The 16409-nt window shown below is 61.0% G+C and carries 12 protein-coding genes; 2 read left to right on the top strand and 10 right to left on the bottom strand.

The window, feature by feature from the left end:
• Window positions 1-2 precede the first annotated feature (2 nt).
• Both QNH97_RS17565 and QNH97_RS17560 read left to right on the top strand, forming a co-directional pair.
• Complete coding sequence (locus tag QNH97_RS17565; RefSeq protein WP_283553150.1) at window positions 3-3149, top strand: efflux RND transporter permease subunit; 3147 nt, start codon at window positions 3-5, stop codon at window positions 3147-3149.
• Window positions 3146-4543, top strand: a complete 1398-nt coding sequence (locus QNH97_RS17560; RefSeq protein ID WP_283553149.1) for an efflux transporter outer membrane subunit — start codon at window positions 3146-3148, stop codon at window positions 4541-4543. Before QNH97_RS17565 ends, QNH97_RS17560 begins: the two co-directional genes overlap by 4 nt.
• Window positions 4544-4615: 72 nt before the next feature.
• Here QNH97_RS17560 and QNH97_RS17555 read toward each other — a convergent pair whose 3' ends face one another.
• The 10 genes from QNH97_RS17555 to QNH97_RS17510 all read right to left on the bottom strand — a co-directional run bounded on the left by QNH97_RS17555 (window position 4616) and on the right by QNH97_RS17510 (window position 16308).
• On the bottom strand, window positions 4616-5287 hold the full coding sequence (locus tag QNH97_RS17555; RefSeq protein WP_283553148.1) for a class I SAM-dependent methyltransferase: 672 nt from the start codon (window positions 5285-5287) through the stop codon (window positions 4616-4618).
• Between the two features lie 117 nt (window positions 5288-5404).
• Window positions 5405-6403: a helix-turn-helix domain-containing protein gene (locus tag QNH97_RS17550; protein WP_283553147.1), complete on the bottom strand. Its 999-nt coding sequence runs from the start codon at window positions 6401-6403 to the stop codon at window positions 5405-5407.
• An 80-nt stretch (window positions 6404-6483) separates the two neighbouring features.
• Window positions 6484-7962 (bottom strand): aldehyde dehydrogenase family protein, encoded by a 1479-nt coding sequence (locus QNH97_RS17545; RefSeq protein ID WP_283553146.1) that lies wholly within the window; start codon window positions 7960-7962, stop codon window positions 6484-6486.
• 69 nt (window positions 7963-8031) lie between these two features.
• Window positions 8032-8880, bottom strand: a complete 849-nt coding sequence (locus QNH97_RS17540; protein WP_283553145.1) for a VOC family protein — start codon at window positions 8878-8880, stop codon at window positions 8032-8034.
• 22 nt (window positions 8881-8902) lie between these two features.
• Entirely contained in the window at window positions 8903-10549 is a 1647-nt protein-coding gene (locus QNH97_RS17535) for a bifunctional 3-(3-hydroxy-phenyl)propionate/3-hydroxycinnamic acid hydroxylase (protein WP_283553144.1), read from the bottom strand.
• A gap of 21 nt (window positions 10550-10570) precedes the next feature.
• Window positions 10571-11392, bottom strand: coding sequence for an IclR family transcriptional regulator (locus tag QNH97_RS17530; RefSeq protein ID WP_283553143.1), 822 nt, complete (start codon window positions 11390-11392; stop codon window positions 10571-10573).
• A gap of 3 nt (window positions 11393-11395) precedes the next feature.
• A complete protein-coding gene (locus QNH97_RS17525; protein ID WP_283553142.1) occupies window positions 11396-12247 on the bottom strand; it encodes a fumarylacetoacetate hydrolase family protein in 852 nt (283 codons plus the stop codon).
• A 342-nt stretch (window positions 12248-12589) separates the two neighbouring features.
• The gene (locus QNH97_RS17520) at window positions 12590-14041 is read right to left on the bottom strand and encodes a carotenoid oxygenase family protein (protein WP_283553141.1); all 1452 of its coding nucleotides are present in this window, start codon (window positions 14039-14041) and stop codon (window positions 12590-12592) included.
• Window positions 14042-14077: 36 nt separating this feature from the next.
• Complete coding sequence (locus tag QNH97_RS17515; RefSeq protein WP_283553140.1) at window positions 14078-15259, bottom strand: MFS transporter; 1182 nt, start codon at window positions 15257-15259, stop codon at window positions 14078-14080.
• 56 nt (window positions 15260-15315) lie between these two features.
• The gene (locus QNH97_RS17510; RefSeq protein WP_283553139.1) at window positions 15316-16308 is read right to left on the bottom strand and encodes a SphA family protein; all 993 of its coding nucleotides are present in this window, start codon (window positions 16306-16308) and stop codon (window positions 15316-15318) included.
• Window positions 16309-16409 lie beyond the last annotated feature (101 nt).

The raw sequence follows: 16409 nt of genomic DNA, 5'->3' as shown, positions 1-16409 counted from the left end.
GCATGGCGCGCTTCTTTATCGATCGACCGATTTTTGCCTGGGTCATCGCCATCGTCATCATGCTCGCCGGTGCCTTGTCCATCAGCCAGTTGCCCCTGGAGCAGTACCCGGACATCGCGCCGCCGACCGTGCGCATTTCCGCAACCTACACCGGTGCCTCGGCCAAGACCGTGGAAGACTCGGTGACCCAGGTTATCGAGCAACAAATGAAGGGGCTGGATAACCTGACCTACATGTCCGCCTCCAGCAGCTCGGACGGCAGTGCCAGCATCAGCCTGACCTTCACGGCCGGCACCAACCCGGACGTGGCCCAGATGCAAGTGCAGAACAAGCTGCAACAGGCGGAGTCGAGACTGCCGCAATCGGTGCAAAGCGAGGGCTTGACCGTGACCAAGGGCGGCTCCGATTTCCTGATGATTGCCGCCCTGGCGTCCGACAATCCAAGCGTCACCGGCACTCAGATCGGCGATTACATTTCCAGCACCGTGCTCGATTCCATCAGCCGTGTCGATGGCGTCGGCGATGTGCAGACATTGGGTTCTGGCTATGCCATGCGCATCTGGCTAGACCCGGCCCTGTTGGAAAAATACGCGCTGATGCCGGCGGATATCAGCAGTGCCCTGGAGGCGCAGAACACCGAGGTGTCCGCCGGTCAGCTCGGCGCCATGCCGGCGGTGAAGGGCCAGCAGTTGAACGCCACGATCAGCGCCCGCAGCAAGCTGCAAACCGTCGAAGAATTTCGCAATGTCGTGGTCAAGTCCACCAGCAACGGTGCCGTGGTGCTGCTGGGGGATGTTGCGCGGGTTGAATTGGGCAGCGAAAGCTACGACGTCAGTTCCGCCCTTAACGGTAAGCCCGCTGCCGCCATGGGTGTACAGCTCGCCGCCGGGGCCAATGCCCTGAGCGTGGGGGAAGCGGTGAAAGCCAGGCTCAAGGAGCTGGAACCGTTCTATCCGGTTGAAATGCAGCTCAAGAACGTGATCGCCTACGACACGACACCCTTTGTCAGCCTGTCCATCGAGGAGGTGGTCAAGTCCTTGGGCGAGGCCATCGTCCTGGTGGTGCTGATCATGTTTCTCTTCTTGCAGAACCTGCGGGCCACGCTGATCCCGGCGATCACCGTGCCGGTGGTGCTGCTCGGTACGTTCGGTGTGCTGGCGCTGTTCGGCTATTCGATCAACACCTTGACCATGTTCGCCATGGTCCTGGCCATCGGCCTGTTGGTGGACGACGCCATCGTGGTGGTGGAGAACGTCGAGCGGGTGATGGGCGAGCAGGGCCTGTCGGCTCTGGACGCCACGCGCCAGTCGATGGCCGAGATCACCAGCGCCCTGGTTGGCATCGCCCTGGTGCTCAGCGCGGTGTTCATTCCCATGGCGTTTTTTGGCGGCTCTACGGGGATCATCTATCGGCAGTTTTCAGTCACCATCGTATCGGCCATGGTGCTCTCGGTGCTGGTGGCGATGACATTGACACCGGCCTTGTGCGCGACTCTGCTCAAGCCGTCCGACGGCAACGGTCACGGCACTCAAGGCGGTTTTTTCGGCTGGTTCAACCGCACCTTCGAACGCGCTGCCGAGGGCTATAAGGGCCAGGTGGCCGTTATTTTCCAGCGTGCACGCCTGGGGTGGCTGGTGTACGGGATAGTGCTGCTGGTGATGGCGGTCGGTTATACGAGCTTGCCGACCTCGTTCCTGCCCGATGAAGACCAGGGCATTCTCATGGCCCAGGTGCAGTTGCCGGTGGGGGCCACGGACAGCCGCACGCAAGCCGTGGTGAAGCAGTTCGAAAGCTACCTGCTCGAGCAACCGGAAGTCGAAGCGCTGATCAGCATTTCCGGCCTGGGCATGAACGGCAACAGCCAGAACAGCGCCCGTGCCTTTATCCGGCTCAAGGACTGGAGCGAGCGGACCGGGGCAGGGCAGGATGCGGCATCCATCGCCCAGCGGGCAACCATGGAGCTGTCGAGCATCGGTGATGCCAATGTGTTCGTCATGCAACCGCCGGCAATACGGGGCCTGGGACAGAGCTCCGGCTTCGACCTGCAACTCAAGGACCTCGGTGGCCTGGGGCATGACGCGCTGGTGGCCGCGCGGGAGCAGCTTATTGAGCTGGCCAACCAGGACCCGCGCTTGCTCGGGGTACGCAGCAATGGTCAGGACGATGCGCCGCAGCTCAAGGTCAGCATCGATGATCGCAAGGCCGGTGCCTTGGGCCTGAGCACCAGCGACATCAACACCACCTTGTCCACGGCGTTGGGCGGCACCTACGTCAATGACTTCCTTAACCAGGGCCGGGTGAAGAAGGTCTACGTCCAGGGCGAAGCTTCCTCGCGGATGCAAGCGGCCGACCTGGACCATTGGTTCGTGCGCAACAGCAACAACGAGATGGTGCCTTTTTCCTCGTTTGCCAGCAGTTCGTGGAGCTATGGCTCGCCGTTGCTGGAGCGCTACAACGGCAATGCTTCGCTGGAGGTGGTCGGTGATCCGGCGCCCGGAGTCAGTTCCGGGGACGCCATGGATGCGGTGGAAGTGATTATCCAGCAACTGCCCGAAGGCATCGGTTACGAGTGGACCGGGCAGTCCTATCAATTGCGCCTTTCCGGTTCGCAGGCACCCTTGCTGTACGCGATCTCCGTATTGTTTGTGTTCCTCTGCCTGGCTGCTCTCTATGAGAGTTGGTCGGTGCCGTTTTCGGTGATGCTGGTGGTACCGCTGGGGGTGGTGGGCGCGGTGCTGGCCACTCGTCTCAGTGGTTTGAGCAACGACGTGTACTTCCAGGTCGGGCTGTTGACCACCGTGGGCTTGGCGGCCAAGAACGCGATCCTGATCGTCGAGTTCGCCAAGCATCTGCAAGAACAGGGCAATGGCTTGCGGGAGGCGACGTTGATCGCCGTGCGTCAACGCCTGCGGCCGATTCTCATGACGTCCCTGGCGTTCATGTTCGGCGTGCTGCCCCTGGCCCTGAGTACCGGTGCCGGTTCAGCCGGGCGCCAGGCCATCGGTACCGGTGTGCTGGGGGGGATGTTCTCGGCGACGCTGCTGGGGATCTTCTTCGTACCGTTGTTCTTCGTGCAGATCCGTCGGCGTTTTGCCCGGGTTTCCACGGCTTCCACCTCCGTCCCAACCACCCAGTCAGGTGACGCATGATCAAGTTCCACTGGCCACTGCTGGCCGCCCTCGCGCTGCTCGGTGGCTGTATCAACCTGGCGCCGCAATATGAGCGCCCCGAGGCGCCCGTCTCCGAGCAATGGCTACCACCCGCCAGCACGCCCAAGGGCGAGGTGGCCGTTGATATCGAGTGGCAACATTTTTTCACTGATAGCCGCCTGGCGCGCTTGCAGTCCCTGGCGTTGAACAACAATCGCGACCTGCGGCTGGCAGCCCTGAATGTTGAAAAGGCCCAGGCGCAATACCGTATCCAGCGCGCCGAATCACTGCCGTCGATCGATGCCAGCGTCAGTGGCACCCACAGTCGTACGCCCGGCTCGTTGTCCAACAGTGGTTCGGCGGCCACTACCCATGACTACAGCGCGCAACTGGGGCTGAGCAGTTATGAAGTGGATCTGTTCGGACGGGTACAGAACCTTCAGGATGAGGCGCTGGAAGACTATCTGGCCCTGACCGAAACCCGGCGCAGCACGCAGATCAGCCTGGTGGCGGAAGTGGCCACGGCCTGGCTGACCCTGGCGGCGGACAACCAGCGGCTGCACCTGGCCCAGGAGACCTTGCGCAGTCAGCAGGCGACCTACGAACTGACCCAGCGCAGCCACGCCTTGGGCGGCTCTTCCGGTCTGTCGGTGGCTCAGGCGCAAACCACCGTGGAGTCGGCCCGGGCTGACGCGGCGGCCTATGAAAGCCAGATTCTCCAGGACCGCAACGCGCTGCGTCTGTTGGTGGGCAGCGATATTCCCGAGGAACTGTTGCCTGGTGCGAACCTGGAGTCGGCGGCGGCGCTGGTGCAAGTGCCAGCCGAGCTTCCGTCCAGCCTGCTGCAACGGCGTCCGGATGTATTGGCAGCTGAACACACGCTCAAATCGGCCAATATCGACATCGGTGCGGCCCGTGCGGCGTTCTTTCCGAGTATCAGCCTGACGGCCAGTGCCGGTTCCTCCAGCTCGGCTTTGTCCGGCCTGTTCAAGTCCGGCAGCGGTGCCTGGTCGTTTGCTCCGAGCGTCAGCCTGCCGATCTTCGACGGTGGCAGTAACCGCGCGACGCTGGACGCCGCCAAGACCGAACGCGAGATTCAAGTGCAGACTTACCAGCAGACCCTGCAAAGCGCCTTCAGGGAAGTGGCCGACGCCCTGGCGGTGCGCAGCACCCTGGATCGACGCATCGAGGCCCAGCAGGCATTGACCGACGCCAGCCGCAAAAGCTTCGAGCTGTCCGATGCCTTGTACCGGGGCGGTTCCCAGAGCTATCTCGAGGCCCTGGATGCCCAGCGTTCGCTGTACAGCGCGCAGCAGGACCTGATCAGCTTGCGCCTGACTGAGCAGAGCAACCGCGTGACGTTGTACAAGGTGATGGGGGGTGGCTGGAATTGAGTCGACGTTGAGGCGCGTGTGCAGGCCCTCAGGAGCGTAAGTCCGCCGCCTTCCATCCTTCAGGCGATCCACTCAACCCCGTGGTTCAGCCACCAGCAGCAATGACTGCGGCACCGGGCTTTGCGGGTGCTGCGGCTCCTGCAGGCCGGCCAGTCGAAAGCCGGCCATTTCCAGGGCATTGAGCCAACTGGACAAGGTGCGAAAGTACCAGGGCATGGGCTGCCAATGGCCCTGGAACCCGGCAAAGGTTTCTTCTCGCCAGCCATCCTGATAGTTGCCCGCCGCCACGCTCCATGGATGCAGGGTCTGGATCAGCAGAGCGCCGCCAGGGGCGAGCAGGGCGTTCATGGCGGTGAGCAGCGGGATGATGTCCTGGTGCAGCAAGGCGAAGTTGGCGCAGATCAGGTCGTAGTCGCGGCCGATGTCCACTTTGGCCTGGGCCAATGCTTCGTAGTTCGCCACCTGCACCTGGGAAGAGCCTGCCGCCCGCGCAGCGTCCACCAGCGTTGCATCGCCGTCCACGCCGACCGCTTCGATGGCCCGCTCAGCCAGGGCCCGCAACAACCAGCCCTCGCCGCAGCCGAGGTCGAGCACCCGCTCGGGTTGACGGCCTAGTACTGCCAGCAGGATGGCTTGGTCGGTGACCCTGATGCGGCTTTCGAGGGCGCCGCTGCGGACGGCTTCGATCCAGGCGTGGGCGTTGTGCTGCCAGCTTTGCACAAGCGCGGATTCGGGCGCGAGCATCGTCATGTCCGGATGGGTGGGTGAAATACAAGGATAGGACAAACGCGGCTGGACGCCCAACGGTCGCCCTGGGTGCCCCAACGGCGACCCTCTCGTCCTCGATCCGCACCAGCCTGCTCAGGCCACCGTCGATTTCATCCTGCTGTCGCTCGCGGTGTCACGGAACAGGCGAGGTGACATGCCGAACGTGGATTTGAAATGCCGGCTGAAGTGGGAGCTGCTGCCATAGCCCCAGGCATAGGCGATCTCGGTGAGCGAGCGATGGGCATGATCCCGGCTGCGCAGGTCTTCGGCGCAACGGGCCAGACGCCGTTGCCAGATGTACTCGCTGACGCTGCACCCCAGCTCATCCTGAAACGCGCGGTGCAGGCTGCGTACCGAGCACTGTTCGGCGTTGGCGATGCGTTCGATGGTCAGGTCGCGGTCGGCCAGGTGCCGCTCGATATAGGCCTTGAGGCGGTTCTGCTTGAAGAAGCGGAAGTCGTGTTCGAGTTGCTTTTCTTCCAGTTTGTTCTTCAGCGCGTTATCCAGCAGCCCGGTGATGCTGTCGCCGATCAGCCCGGCCGAGTTGTTGTTGAGCAAGGGGTATTGGTTGTAGGCATCACCGACCAGATGCATCAGCATGCGGCCCAGTCCGTTGCGACCGTTAAGGTGCATGTTGCCGGTTTGCGTAAGTTGTCCGGGCGCACCCTGGAACAGCAGGATGAAGTGTTCGCAGCCTTGCGTGCTGGTCACGTCGAAGGGTTTGCCACAGTCGACCAGAAGCATTTCGTCAGGTGCCAGTACATTGCGTTGTTGCCCCTGCTCGAAATGGCTGACGCCGGCAATCTGCATAATCAACATGCGCGGCGTGTCGAGCGATTCGATCGCTTTGCTCAGATGGCGTGAGTATCGATGGGCGCTGGCAGTCATGCGGCAGAAGCGCAACTGACCCAGATCGCCATACTCCAGCCGGCCCTGAAAGTTGCTGTCATGCAACGGGTCGATGAACGTCGACTCCAGGCGCTTGATATAGTCCGGTGTGCGCCCCAAGTGATCGCTCATGAACTCTTTCCACTTCATCAGCCGGTCGGAACGCACAACCTGATCGGTGGACACACAGGCTAGATTGGTCATTTTTCGCCTCTATTTTTATTGTTGTGTGGGCAAAGAGGTCAACTTTGCCCAATCCTGGCTGCGTCCCTGCGGGTTACTGATCAAAAGGGATAGTGATGGCTTCCGGGCTGCCAGGTGACCCAATGGGCACGGGTGAATTCATCCAGGGCGTAGTGACCATTGAAGCGCCCGAGGCCGGAATTCTTTTCACCGCCGAAGGGTGCATTGGGCTGGTCATCGACCGTGATGTCGTTGATGTGGGTCATGCCCGCCACAATGCCCCGGGCGAAATTCAAGCCACGGGCCATGTCGCGGGTGAATACCGCGCTGGACAGGCCATACTCACTGGCGTTTGCCAAGGCCAAGGCGTGATCTTCGTTATCTGCGATCAGCAGCGGTAACAAGGGCCCGAACGTTTCATCGCGAGCCAGTTCCTGATCGGACCCCACTTCACCGAATACATGGGCAGGCAGTACTAGCCCGGATGCCTGGCCACCGCACAGCTGCTTTAGGCCGGCGCTCGCGGCTGTATCGATTTTACGTAGCAGTCCGTCGAGCTGGCTCTGATTGACCACCGGCCCGATCACCGTGTCTGCCTTGGCCGGGTCGCCGGTCTTGAGATTGCGCACGCGTTCCACCACCAATGCCGCGAAATCGGCATACAGCGAGCGGTCGACGATCACCCGGTTGACGCTCATGCAGATCTGCCCTTGGTGCAGGAAGCGTCCGACCACTGCGGCATGGGCGGCGATTTCAACATCCGCATCGTCCAGGACCACCAGCGGAGCGTTGCCACCCAGCTCCAGGGCCACGCGCTTGATGTGTTTGCCGCCGGTAGCAATGCGCCCGACATTACGCCCCACATCCGTCGAGCCGGTGAAGGAAATCAGGCTCGGTACGGGATGCGCGACGAAGGCGTCGCCAATCTCCGAACCTGCGCCGACCACGACATTGAGCGTACCCTGCGGGAAGCCCGCTTCTTCGAACAGATGGGCTATCAGCAGGCCGCCGGTCACCGCCGTGTCGCTGGCGGGCTTGAGCACGATCGTATTGCCCAGCGCCAGACCAGGTACGACCGAACGCATGCTCAGGTACAGTGGGAAATTCCATGGGCTGATCACACCCACCACACCCAGCGGTTCGCGAAAGACAAAGCTCTGTTCGCCGGGCTTGTAGCTGGTGAGGATGCGTCCCTCGACCTGCATCGGCAGGGTGGCGCACTCACGCACCAGGTTCAGCGTGAACTGCCATTCCATGCTGGCCTTGATCCGGGTGCTGCCAGACTCTCGGATCAGCCAGCCGATGATTTCCTCACTGCGGTGCTGGATGACGTGGGCGAGTTTTTCAAGTTGCGCGCTGCGCTGGGTTGGATGCAGGAGTGCCCACGTCGTTTGCGCTTGATGGGCAGCCTGATAGGCGTCATCGAGATCGGCAATCGAGGCTAGCGGCATTTCCAGCAGTTGTTCGCCATTGAATGGGTTGCGGTCGTCCAGACGGCGTGCGGAGCGCCCCGCACGCCAGGTGCCGTTGATATATTGGTCGCCGTTGATGGCGTAGGGGATGAACTGTTGGGTGGTCATATGCTTCTTACCTTTGGCGGCAGGTGATTGCGTCGTTCAAGAAGTGGAGGGTGTCAACACTGCAAGTGCTCAGCTCCTGATCCAGGCCCGTCCCCAGGAATTGAGCGTGTATTCCTCCTGGGGCCAGACGCCGGGTTGACGTGAGGCATCGGTGACTTCGAGCTCGGCCGAGAACTCCAGGCGATTGCGATCGGCGTCGACCACCATGAAAAACAGGTTGTTGCCCGGTCCATGTCGGCCGGGGCCGAAAAAGAGGGTGATGCGTTCCTTGGCGAAGCGATCACCCCAGTCACGGATGTCATTCCACTCGTTGGTTTCGTAGCAGTGGTGATCCCACTCGTTTTTCGAACCGCGGAAAAACGCCAACGTATGATGCTCATCGTCCGAGCGCAGGAAACACGTCATGAGCTGGCCGGCCTGCTCATCCACGACGTTGTCCGAAACAGTAAAACCCACCGTATTGACGTAGAAATCGATCATGGCCTCCAGCTCGGTGGTCTGGAACACCACGTGCTGCAGACGGCCGGGCATGCCTGGCCGATTGGCCTGGGCATTGGCGCGCGAGACCCCAAATATCGTTTGCCGACCCTGAGGGTCACGGATCTGAAAGGCCCCCGGCTGGAGCAACGGTGAGTCGATCTCTTCGACAGCACAACCGTTGCTAACCAAGCGAATGCGCAGTTTTTCCAGGTGAGCCTGATCCCTCAAGTCGAAAGCTGCCGCCAGCAGGCCGCTGTGGTCGGCGGGAGACACGAGCATCGCGCGTTGCGGGCCACTGAGTATCCAGCTGCCATCGGCTAGCGCCAGGCTGTCCATGTCCAGCATCCGCCGATAGAAATCGACTTGCCGTTGCGCGTCCTTGCTCGCCAGGTGCAGGTAGCACAGGCGTGCAGGTGTGGAAGTCTGGAGTGTTTGCATAACCACCTCTGTGCTTGAAGGTTCAGTGAAAGACCGGCGCGATGACTGACTCGATGTCGCTGCTGCTCGTCGCGGCGATACCGAACAGCGACTGCAGCGATTCGGCGGCTTCTGTCTCGGTGGCCTTGTCGAAAATCGCGGCGACGTAGCGATCAGGGCGCAGCAGCAAAAACCTGTTTGAATCGCCGAGTATGCCCTTGAGCAAACCCTGCCGGTCCTGAAGCACCGTGCAGCCCGAAATCGAAGGCAAGGCCTGGACGTCCCCGGGAAGAATCAGGATGCGTTTGGCTTCAAGGTGGCTCCAGAACCCGTGCTTGAGTTCATCGACACGTTGGCGGGTAGGATCGCCGTATTGAATCAAGGCGAAGCTAGCGCCGAGGGCGTCGTCGAGCAGGCGTTCATGGCCATGGGCATCGGTGAGCAGCGGTTGCGGAAACATCTGTCCGCAGGACAATTTCCCTGCTTCGCCCTCGGTCAATACCAAGCCCTTGGTGAAGCGGGGTTTAGGCTTGAAACGCATTTGCAGGAAATAGTCTCGCAGCGGTGGCAACAGGCCGATCAGGGTGAATGCAGAACTGATCAAACGCGCTCGAAGGACGGTTGCCGGGGCCATGACCACTCCGAGGTTCAAGGCCAACTTGATCAAGGCCCACGCATGGTCGCGACGCTCGCTTTCGTACGACAGCAGGGCGGTTGCGGTCATTTTTCCCTTCAGCACGCCGATCAGCTTCCAGCCAAGATTATGGGCATCGCGAACTCCGCTGTTCATGCCTTGTCCGGCGTAAGGCGGGGTCAGGTGCGCGGCATCGCCGGCGAGAAACACGCGGTCTACTTGCCACCGCTCGGCGACCCGGGCGTGGAAGGTGTAGACGGTCTTGCGCACGATGGAGACCGGCGCGTCACCCTTGAATGGGCGGAGCAGCGCCTGCAGGCAGGTGTCGCTGAGCACGTGCTCATCGGTTTCTTCCGGCTTGAGAAGAAACTCGAACCGGCGAGTACGGTGAGGGCCAGGCACTTCAACCACGGGGCGCCTGGCATCGCAATACACGCGGGTTTGCCAGAACGGGTCGTCATCCTGGTCGGTGTCGACCACCAGCCAGCGCGAGGAGAAGCTCGAACCGACCATCTCGATCCCGAGTTGCTTGCGTACCGGGCTGCGGCCGCCGTCGCAGGCCACCAGATAGGCCGCGTTGACTTCCAGCAGCTCGCCATCGGCGTCACGTATCAGCGCGCGCACGCCGTGGTGGTCTTGATGAAACTCCAGCAACTCGTGAGTGAAGCGTGCCTTGAGACTGGCGAAGCGTTCCAGGCCGGTCTTGAGCGTGGCCTCGAACAGTGGCTGGCGAAATGCGTTGCGCTTGGGGAAGCCGTACAGCTTGTTGGTCGGTTCGACTTTGCCAAAGCAGCGGCCGCCGGGCCGGGTGAAATAGTGCACGCCGTAGCCGGGAACCACGTCCTTGAGCACGGTCTGGTCCAGACCGATGGCCTGCATGGTGCGCAAGGATTCGTCATCGATCGACACGGCCCGTGGCTCGGCCACGGTGCTCGGCTTACGGTCGATGATCAGGGTGTCCACATCGGCCTGGCCAAGCAGGTTGGCCAGGGTCAATCCGGTAGGTCCTGCACCGATGATCAATACCTGGGTGCTGATACTGTTGAGGGTTGTCATTGTTATTCCCTTGCGGATGGCTCAGCCCTGTGGTTTGGGGCGGTTGGCGAGCGCAGCCATGCGCTGTGACAGGTCCTGCGCCAGGGCAAGGATCTGCTGTCCTTGTTCGTCTTCCTGGGCACTGTCACGTTCTCCAATCGGGCGAACGCAACTGATGCTGCCGACGACCTTGCCGTCGCTGTCGAAGATCGGCGCGGCGAGGCCATAGACGCCAGGGTCGACTTCGCCTGCGCTGGCCACATAGCCCTGGCGCCGCAGCAGCTGCAGTGCGCGGCGGAACTGCTCCCAGGTCTGGCCGAGGCTGCTGGAGCGCACCTCATCGGGGTGGTCCAGGAACAGTTGGCTGTGTTGGCGCGCGGTCATGTTGGCGAGGATCGCCTTGGACGTTGCCCCCAGGAACAAAGGCCTGGGGGAGCCGCGGGAGTAACTGACCTCACGGAACAAATCGCCGTGTTGATGAATGCACACGACCTGGTCCTTGAACAGTCGGCAGATCAGCCAGACCTGTTGCTCGCTCCACTGCGGGAGGTTCGGCTCCAGCGATTGCGCGGCGCGTACGAGGGGGTCGCTCAGGCGCAACTGGCGGTCCCAGGTGATGATCCGGGCGCCCAGGGCATAACGCCCGGCTTCGACCTGGAACAACAGGTTGGCCTCGGCCAGTTCACGCACGTAGCGGTAGATCGTCGAACGGGTAAAGCCCAAGGCACCGCCCATATCGTCGACGGCCCAGATCGGGTTCTCTTCGGTGAACAGGTCGAGTACCCGCAGCATGCGCTCCAGGCTCGAGCCTTTGCTGTCGGCTTCCTGTTCTGGCGGTTGTTCAGAGGCATGTAGATTGTCCATGGCTTATTGCTCGTCCACGATGATGTTGCGCAGGGTGCCGACGCGAGCAATCTCGATCTCGACTTCATCACCTGGCTTCATCCACACCGGCGGCTCACGAAACGCGCCGACGCCGCCCGTGGTGCCGGTAACAAGGACGTCCCCAGGTGCCAGCTCGGTGAAGGTCGAGCAGTACTCGATCAACTGGCGTACATCGAAAATCATGTCGCTAGTGCGGGTGTGCTGCATCACTTCGCCGTTCAGGCGGGTGGTCAATTCCAGGTCCTGCGGGTCGCCGATCTCATCGGCGGTCACCAGCCAAGGGCCGAAACCACCGGTGTTCGGGAAGTTCTTGCCCGGTACGAACTGAATGGTGTGCTTCTGCCAGTCGCGAACACTGCCGTCGTTGTAGCAGGCGTACCCGGCGACATAGTCCAGCGCATCGGCGTGCTTGACGTGACGCGCCGTTTTACCGATCACCACCGCCAGCTCGCCCTCGAAATCAAGTTTGTGGGACGCCTTGGGACGGACGATGGGTTGCAGGTGCGCCGTTTGGCTATCGGCGAATCGAGTAAAGATCATCGGGTAGGTCGGCATCTCACGACCGGTTTCACGCACGTGAGTGGCGTAGTTGATGCCGATGCACAGCACTTTTCCCGGGTTCGGGATCACCGGCAGAAATGTCACTTCGGCCAACGGAATACGGGGCAGGCTCGCCAGTGTCACCGGCGTCAGTTCGCCCAGGTGGTGATTGGCGATGGCCTGCTTGAGATCGTTGCCAAAGGTTGGCTTGACCGATTCCAGGTCAATCACCTGTTCGTCTTCGATGACGCCGTAGGTGCTGCGACCTTGAACAATGAAGCTGGCGAGTTTCATGGAGTCTCCTTGGTTAGAAAGGGGGCATGCGCACAGGATGCAATGAGGATCAATCTAGTCTTGCAAGTAAATCCTGTAAAGTAGGATTTATACAAAAATCCTAAAATATGGAATTTATGTTTGTTTTGACGAACCAATACCTTTGGTGAACTGGGGAAGCAAAGGGAGAGGAGGTGTGGCGAGGGGATTTATCCCCGTTGGGCTGAGAAACAGCCTCAGTATTGAAGATTCAATCAGTCAGAAACACCGAGGTGTTCGGTTTCAGGGCCGCTTCGCAGCCCAACGGGGATAAATCCCCTCGCCACACAGGCTGCGTTTCGCCTGAAAAATCGGCATCAGGGCCTAACGCGGGTCAGGCGCCCAGCATCCATGCAGCGACATGCGCATCCGGAACGGAATCCTGATTCGGGCAATGGGACCACTCGCCATGTCCCGGGAATCCAGCACCACGAGCTCGCTGCGCTCCTCTGCGATGAGGTTGAGCAAGGCAACGACATAGCCATCGGCTTCCTCGGCGTCAGCAGAGCGCGGAATGAAAATAGGCTCCTGGAAGCAGGCGCTGTCGCCGGGAAACCAGGCGTCGGAGAGGCCTGTCTTCAGGTCCAAGTGGACCAGTAGGTTGAAAAACTGAAAGGGTATCGGCCCGTTCGCCGGGTTATAGGGACGCTCCGGGTCAAAGGCGAGCAGGAAGCCGTGTGCGTATTGTCGACCGATGTAGCGGTCATCGCACCTTGGAAACTCGCAGGGGTAGTCCGTCAGCGGCTGCGGTTCGACCTCGTCCCCGTCACTGTTCAGGTCGAAGGTCCAGCGCATGAGGCAGGCGGCCAGGGTTTCAGGCGGCGGTACATAACCATCCGCCTGGGGGAAGAAGTAGAAGATGTTCCCGCCAGTGACTGGCATGTCGACGTAAACCTTGCCGTCCTCGTCGAACGCATTGAGCGTGTGCCCCTGGAAACCGTCCATGGGCCCTTTGAACCAACGCACGTCTTGCGCCTGTCCGTTACGGGGCACAACGGCGAAAAGCTGAGGCAGATCGGGTTGCCATTGGAAATGCGGCCCGCCGTTTTTCATGCGTTCGACGTCAACCGTCAACGGAATCAGCGGGAACACGACGTACCGTTCGGTCACCGCGAAATCATGCACCATGGCCGCATAAGGGGCTTGGAACCAGATCTCGTGCAGCAGCTTTCCGTCCGGCGAGAGCTCGAAATACGCCAGGTCGGGCGTGCCGTCGCCCTTGGCTTCATAGCTGAAGGCCAAGAGGTTGCCCGTTGCCGGGTCGAGCTTGGGGTGGGCGGTGAACGTCGCTGATTTGATCTGTCCGTCAAAATGCCACTCACCGAGGGTTTCCAGGGTTTTGAGGTCCATCGCCCAGGGCAGGGCATCTTCCTTGAGTGCCAGCAGGACGCCGTTGTGAGGGATGACGGTGGTGTTGGCGGTGGTGTTGTTCTTCGCCGCAAGCGAGTCGTTGGTGAAGGCGTTTCGATAGATACCATTGAGCGAGCGACCTTCACGGCGTTGGGCCAGCAAGCGATCCGTCTGCACATAGCGGCGTCGCAGCGAGACCTTGCCATTGGCAAAGTGGAAGCCGCTGACCATGCCGTCACCGTTGAAGAAGATATCGGTGCCCAGCATGGGCGGGTACTGCGGGTCTGGCGCGACTTGATAAAAAGTCCCACGGATCGAGGCGGGAAGAACGCCTTCGATTTCGAGGTCGAACACCTCGGCTTCTACGCGGCTGGGCTTGTAAAGCGCGCCGGAAAACTCAGGGGTTTGTGGAAATGGAATACTCATCGGGCATATCTCATCAATGTGCGGTTTCGTTCATGTTCAAACTGATTGCGGCGACATTGCCGGCCCGGAGGGCTTCACGCCGCGGCGAAAGCGCGTAACCACCAGACACGAGATGATCAAGGCTAGCAAATAGGCTGAAGCGGCCAGCCAGCCGACCGCCCGGAAGTGCCCCTCACCAACGACCAGTGCGGCACCAAACGGGCCGAGCCCTTGGCCGATGAAAATCGCGGCGTTACCCAGGCCCGCCAGTCGGCCGGAAGGGTCCATTTCGGCGGCCATGGAAAGCAGGTACGGCAGGCTGAAAAACCAGACCATATGGATCAGGCAGGCGGTGGCGGCAAAGGCGATGGGGCTGGTGCCATAGACCATGATCAAGGTCGCCAGCAATGCCGTGCCGAAGCTCAATAGTTGCGGAAACAGCAAGCCCAGGCGCCGCCCGATCAGCCCGGCCAGGCCCGCCCCAAGGGCGCCAGCAAGGATGCTACCCCCCAGGATGCCACCAATCTGCTGCGGCTCCAGGCCAATGCTTTTGCCGATGCGCTCCTGATAGACCCACAGGGCGGAGTGCCCGAAAAACAGCAGCGCAAACAGCAGGATCAACAGCAAGGCCGTGAGGCCGAACGGCGGGATCGAACCGGCGGCGGTGCGATGTGCTTCAGGGTAGCGCTTGGGCACCCTCCAGCAACCCAGCGCCGCGAGCACGCTGGTGATCGCCAGGAGGGAGAACGCACCGTTCACACCGAATGCTTGAAGGATCAAGGGCATGGAAGTCACCAGCAGCATGCCCCACAGCAGATTGCCGATGTTGATGACCGCGAAGGTCGCATCCTTGGAGGTGCGCAGGGCGGCAGTGGCGTAGACAACTGCCATGACCGCACCGCCGCTGGCACCACAGATCATTCTGGAAATGACCAGCCCGGCCTGGCTGTGCAGTTGCGTGCTGACCAGGTTGCCCACGGCCAGGATCAACAAGGCCACCAGGGCGAAGCGGCGCCGGTCGACGCTCGCCATGAACAGCGCGCAGAGGCCGCAGGCGATGGCCATCGCCATGAGCTCTACAGCGAAAATGGCGCCTATCGCGTTGAGCGGCAAGCCGAGTTGATCAATCAAGGCACCACCCAGGATCGGCTGGATCTGTAGCGTTCCCAGGGAAATGACCATCATCAGGCAGATGGCGCCCAGTGATTTTTTGCTGTCGATGGAGTCGAGTGCGTTCATGAAGCATCACCTCGGGGTAATGGGCCCGCTCATGCGTGAGCAGGCGTACACGTCAATCAGAACTTGTGAACGTAGCGAACCTGCACCTGATAATCCGCTCGGGAGCGATTCTCGACGCCGGTTTCTTTATAGGTGTTGAGCCAGAAGGCTTTGTCTTCGGTAATTTTCCAGAACAGGCCCGGGCCAATGCCCAGGACCTTCTCCCGGGAGTCGGTCATGGTGTTTCCATTGACCTTGTCATCCGAGATCTGCCGGAAGTAGTAGCCATTGATGCCCACCGAGACGTTAGGGAATACCTCGTACGAGGCGGCGAAGTTGGCCCACGCCGACTGTCCTGACTGGGTGTCGCGTACGGATTGACCTTCAAAGTACTGCGTCGAACTGCTCGCTGGATCGTCGTTCTTGAAGTTGTACAGGTAGTTCAGTCTCCAGCTCACCTCCCAGCGAGGCGCCGGCATCCAGGTCGCTGCCCAGTAGGGGTTAAGGGAGAAGTAGTTGGAGCCTGGGTTCAGGTCTTTATGTTTGTCGTATTTACCCGTTGGCAGAATGGTGTCGAAGGCCACTCGCTGCACGAAAACCGGCCTGCCGGTCGCGTTGACAATCGGATCGAACTGGACCTGAGGTCCGACCGTGATGTCGCCCAGGCCTGTGGCGTTATCCTTGAGCTTGGCGCCGTTGTCACCAAAGTCGCCGTCCAGGGAAACGACCGGCACCAGTAAACTCCAGCCCAGGTGCGCGCCCCCTCCGATAGTGTCCGGTGAGTAATAGCTCAGTTGATTGATCATCGTGATGACATTGATCTTCGGATCATCAAAGGCGCCGTTTTTCTTGCCCTTGTTGGTCCTGATGCTGCTCGCGGTGCTGAACTTCAAATAGGTCTGATGAGTCAGTCCGGGCGGCCCCGCAAAACCGTCGTAGAAGCTGGTGCCGCCCAGGTTGATACCGCTGGGCTGATTCACCGAAGGTGGAGGCGGGCCATCGGCTGCATGGGCGGCAAATGAGGCGAAGCTGAGTGCCAGGCACGCTGGCAGGGACTTGGTCAGACTCATCGAAGTGGCTCTATTCTTGGAATTGTGAGCGGGGTAGCTTCCCCTGGCACTTCGACTTTAATTCTCGCAGGTGGGTGATGCTTGAGCGCAGCGGCCAGAGT

The sequence above is a fragment of the Pseudomonas sp. G2-4 genome (assembly GCF_030064125.1).
In the GTDB taxonomy this organism is placed as follows: domain Bacteria; phylum Pseudomonadota; class Gammaproteobacteria; order Pseudomonadales; family Pseudomonadaceae; genus Aquipseudomonas.
Note: the sequence above shows the minus strand (reverse complement) of the source record. Positions and strands in the feature narration are given on the sequence as shown.

Bases quoted from the DNA above. Each gene is read 5' to 3' on its own strand.
- QNH97_RS17520 (WP_283553141.1), bottom strand. From the start codon at position 14,041: ATGAGTATTCCATTTCCACAAACCCCTGAGTTTTCCGGCGCGCTTTAC.
- QNH97_RS17565 (WP_283553150.1), top strand. From the start codon at position 3: ATGGCGCGCTTCTTTATCGATCGACCGATTTTTGCCTGGGTCATCGCC.
- QNH97_RS17510 (WP_283553139.1), bottom strand. From the start codon at position 16,308: ATGAGTCTGACCAAGTCCCTGCCAGCGTGCCTGGCACTCAGCTTCGCC.
- QNH97_RS17540 (WP_283553145.1), bottom strand. From the start codon at position 8,880: ATGCAAACACTCCAGACTTCCACACCTGCACGCCTGTGCTACCTGCAC.
- QNH97_RS17525 (WP_283553142.1), bottom strand. From the start codon at position 12,247: ATGAAACTCGCCAGCTTCATTGTTCAAGGTCGCAGCACCTACGGCGTC.
- QNH97_RS17545 (WP_283553146.1), bottom strand. From the start codon at position 7,962: ATGACCACCCAACAGTTCATCCCCTACGCCATCAACGGCGACCAATAT.
- QNH97_RS17550 (WP_283553147.1), bottom strand. From the start codon at position 6,403: ATGACCAATCTAGCCTGTGTGTCCACCGATCAGGTTGTGCGTTCCGAC.
- QNH97_RS17535 (WP_283553144.1), bottom strand. From the start codon at position 10,549: ATGACAACCCTCAACAGTATCAGCACCCAGGTATTGATCATCGGTGCA.
- QNH97_RS17560 (WP_283553149.1), top strand. From the start codon at position 3,146: ATGATCAAGTTCCACTGGCCACTGCTGGCCGCCCTCGCGCTGCTCGGT.
- QNH97_RS17555 (WP_283553148.1), bottom strand. From the start codon at position 5,287: ATGCTCGCGCCCGAATCCGCGCTTGTGCAAAGCTGGCAGCACAACGCC.
- QNH97_RS17515 (WP_283553140.1), bottom strand. From the start codon at position 15,259: ATGAACGCACTCGACTCCATCGACAGCAAAAAATCACTGGGCGCCATC.
- QNH97_RS17530 (WP_283553143.1), bottom strand. From the start codon at position 11,392: ATGGACAATCTACATGCCTCTGAACAACCGCCAGAACAGGAAGCCGAC.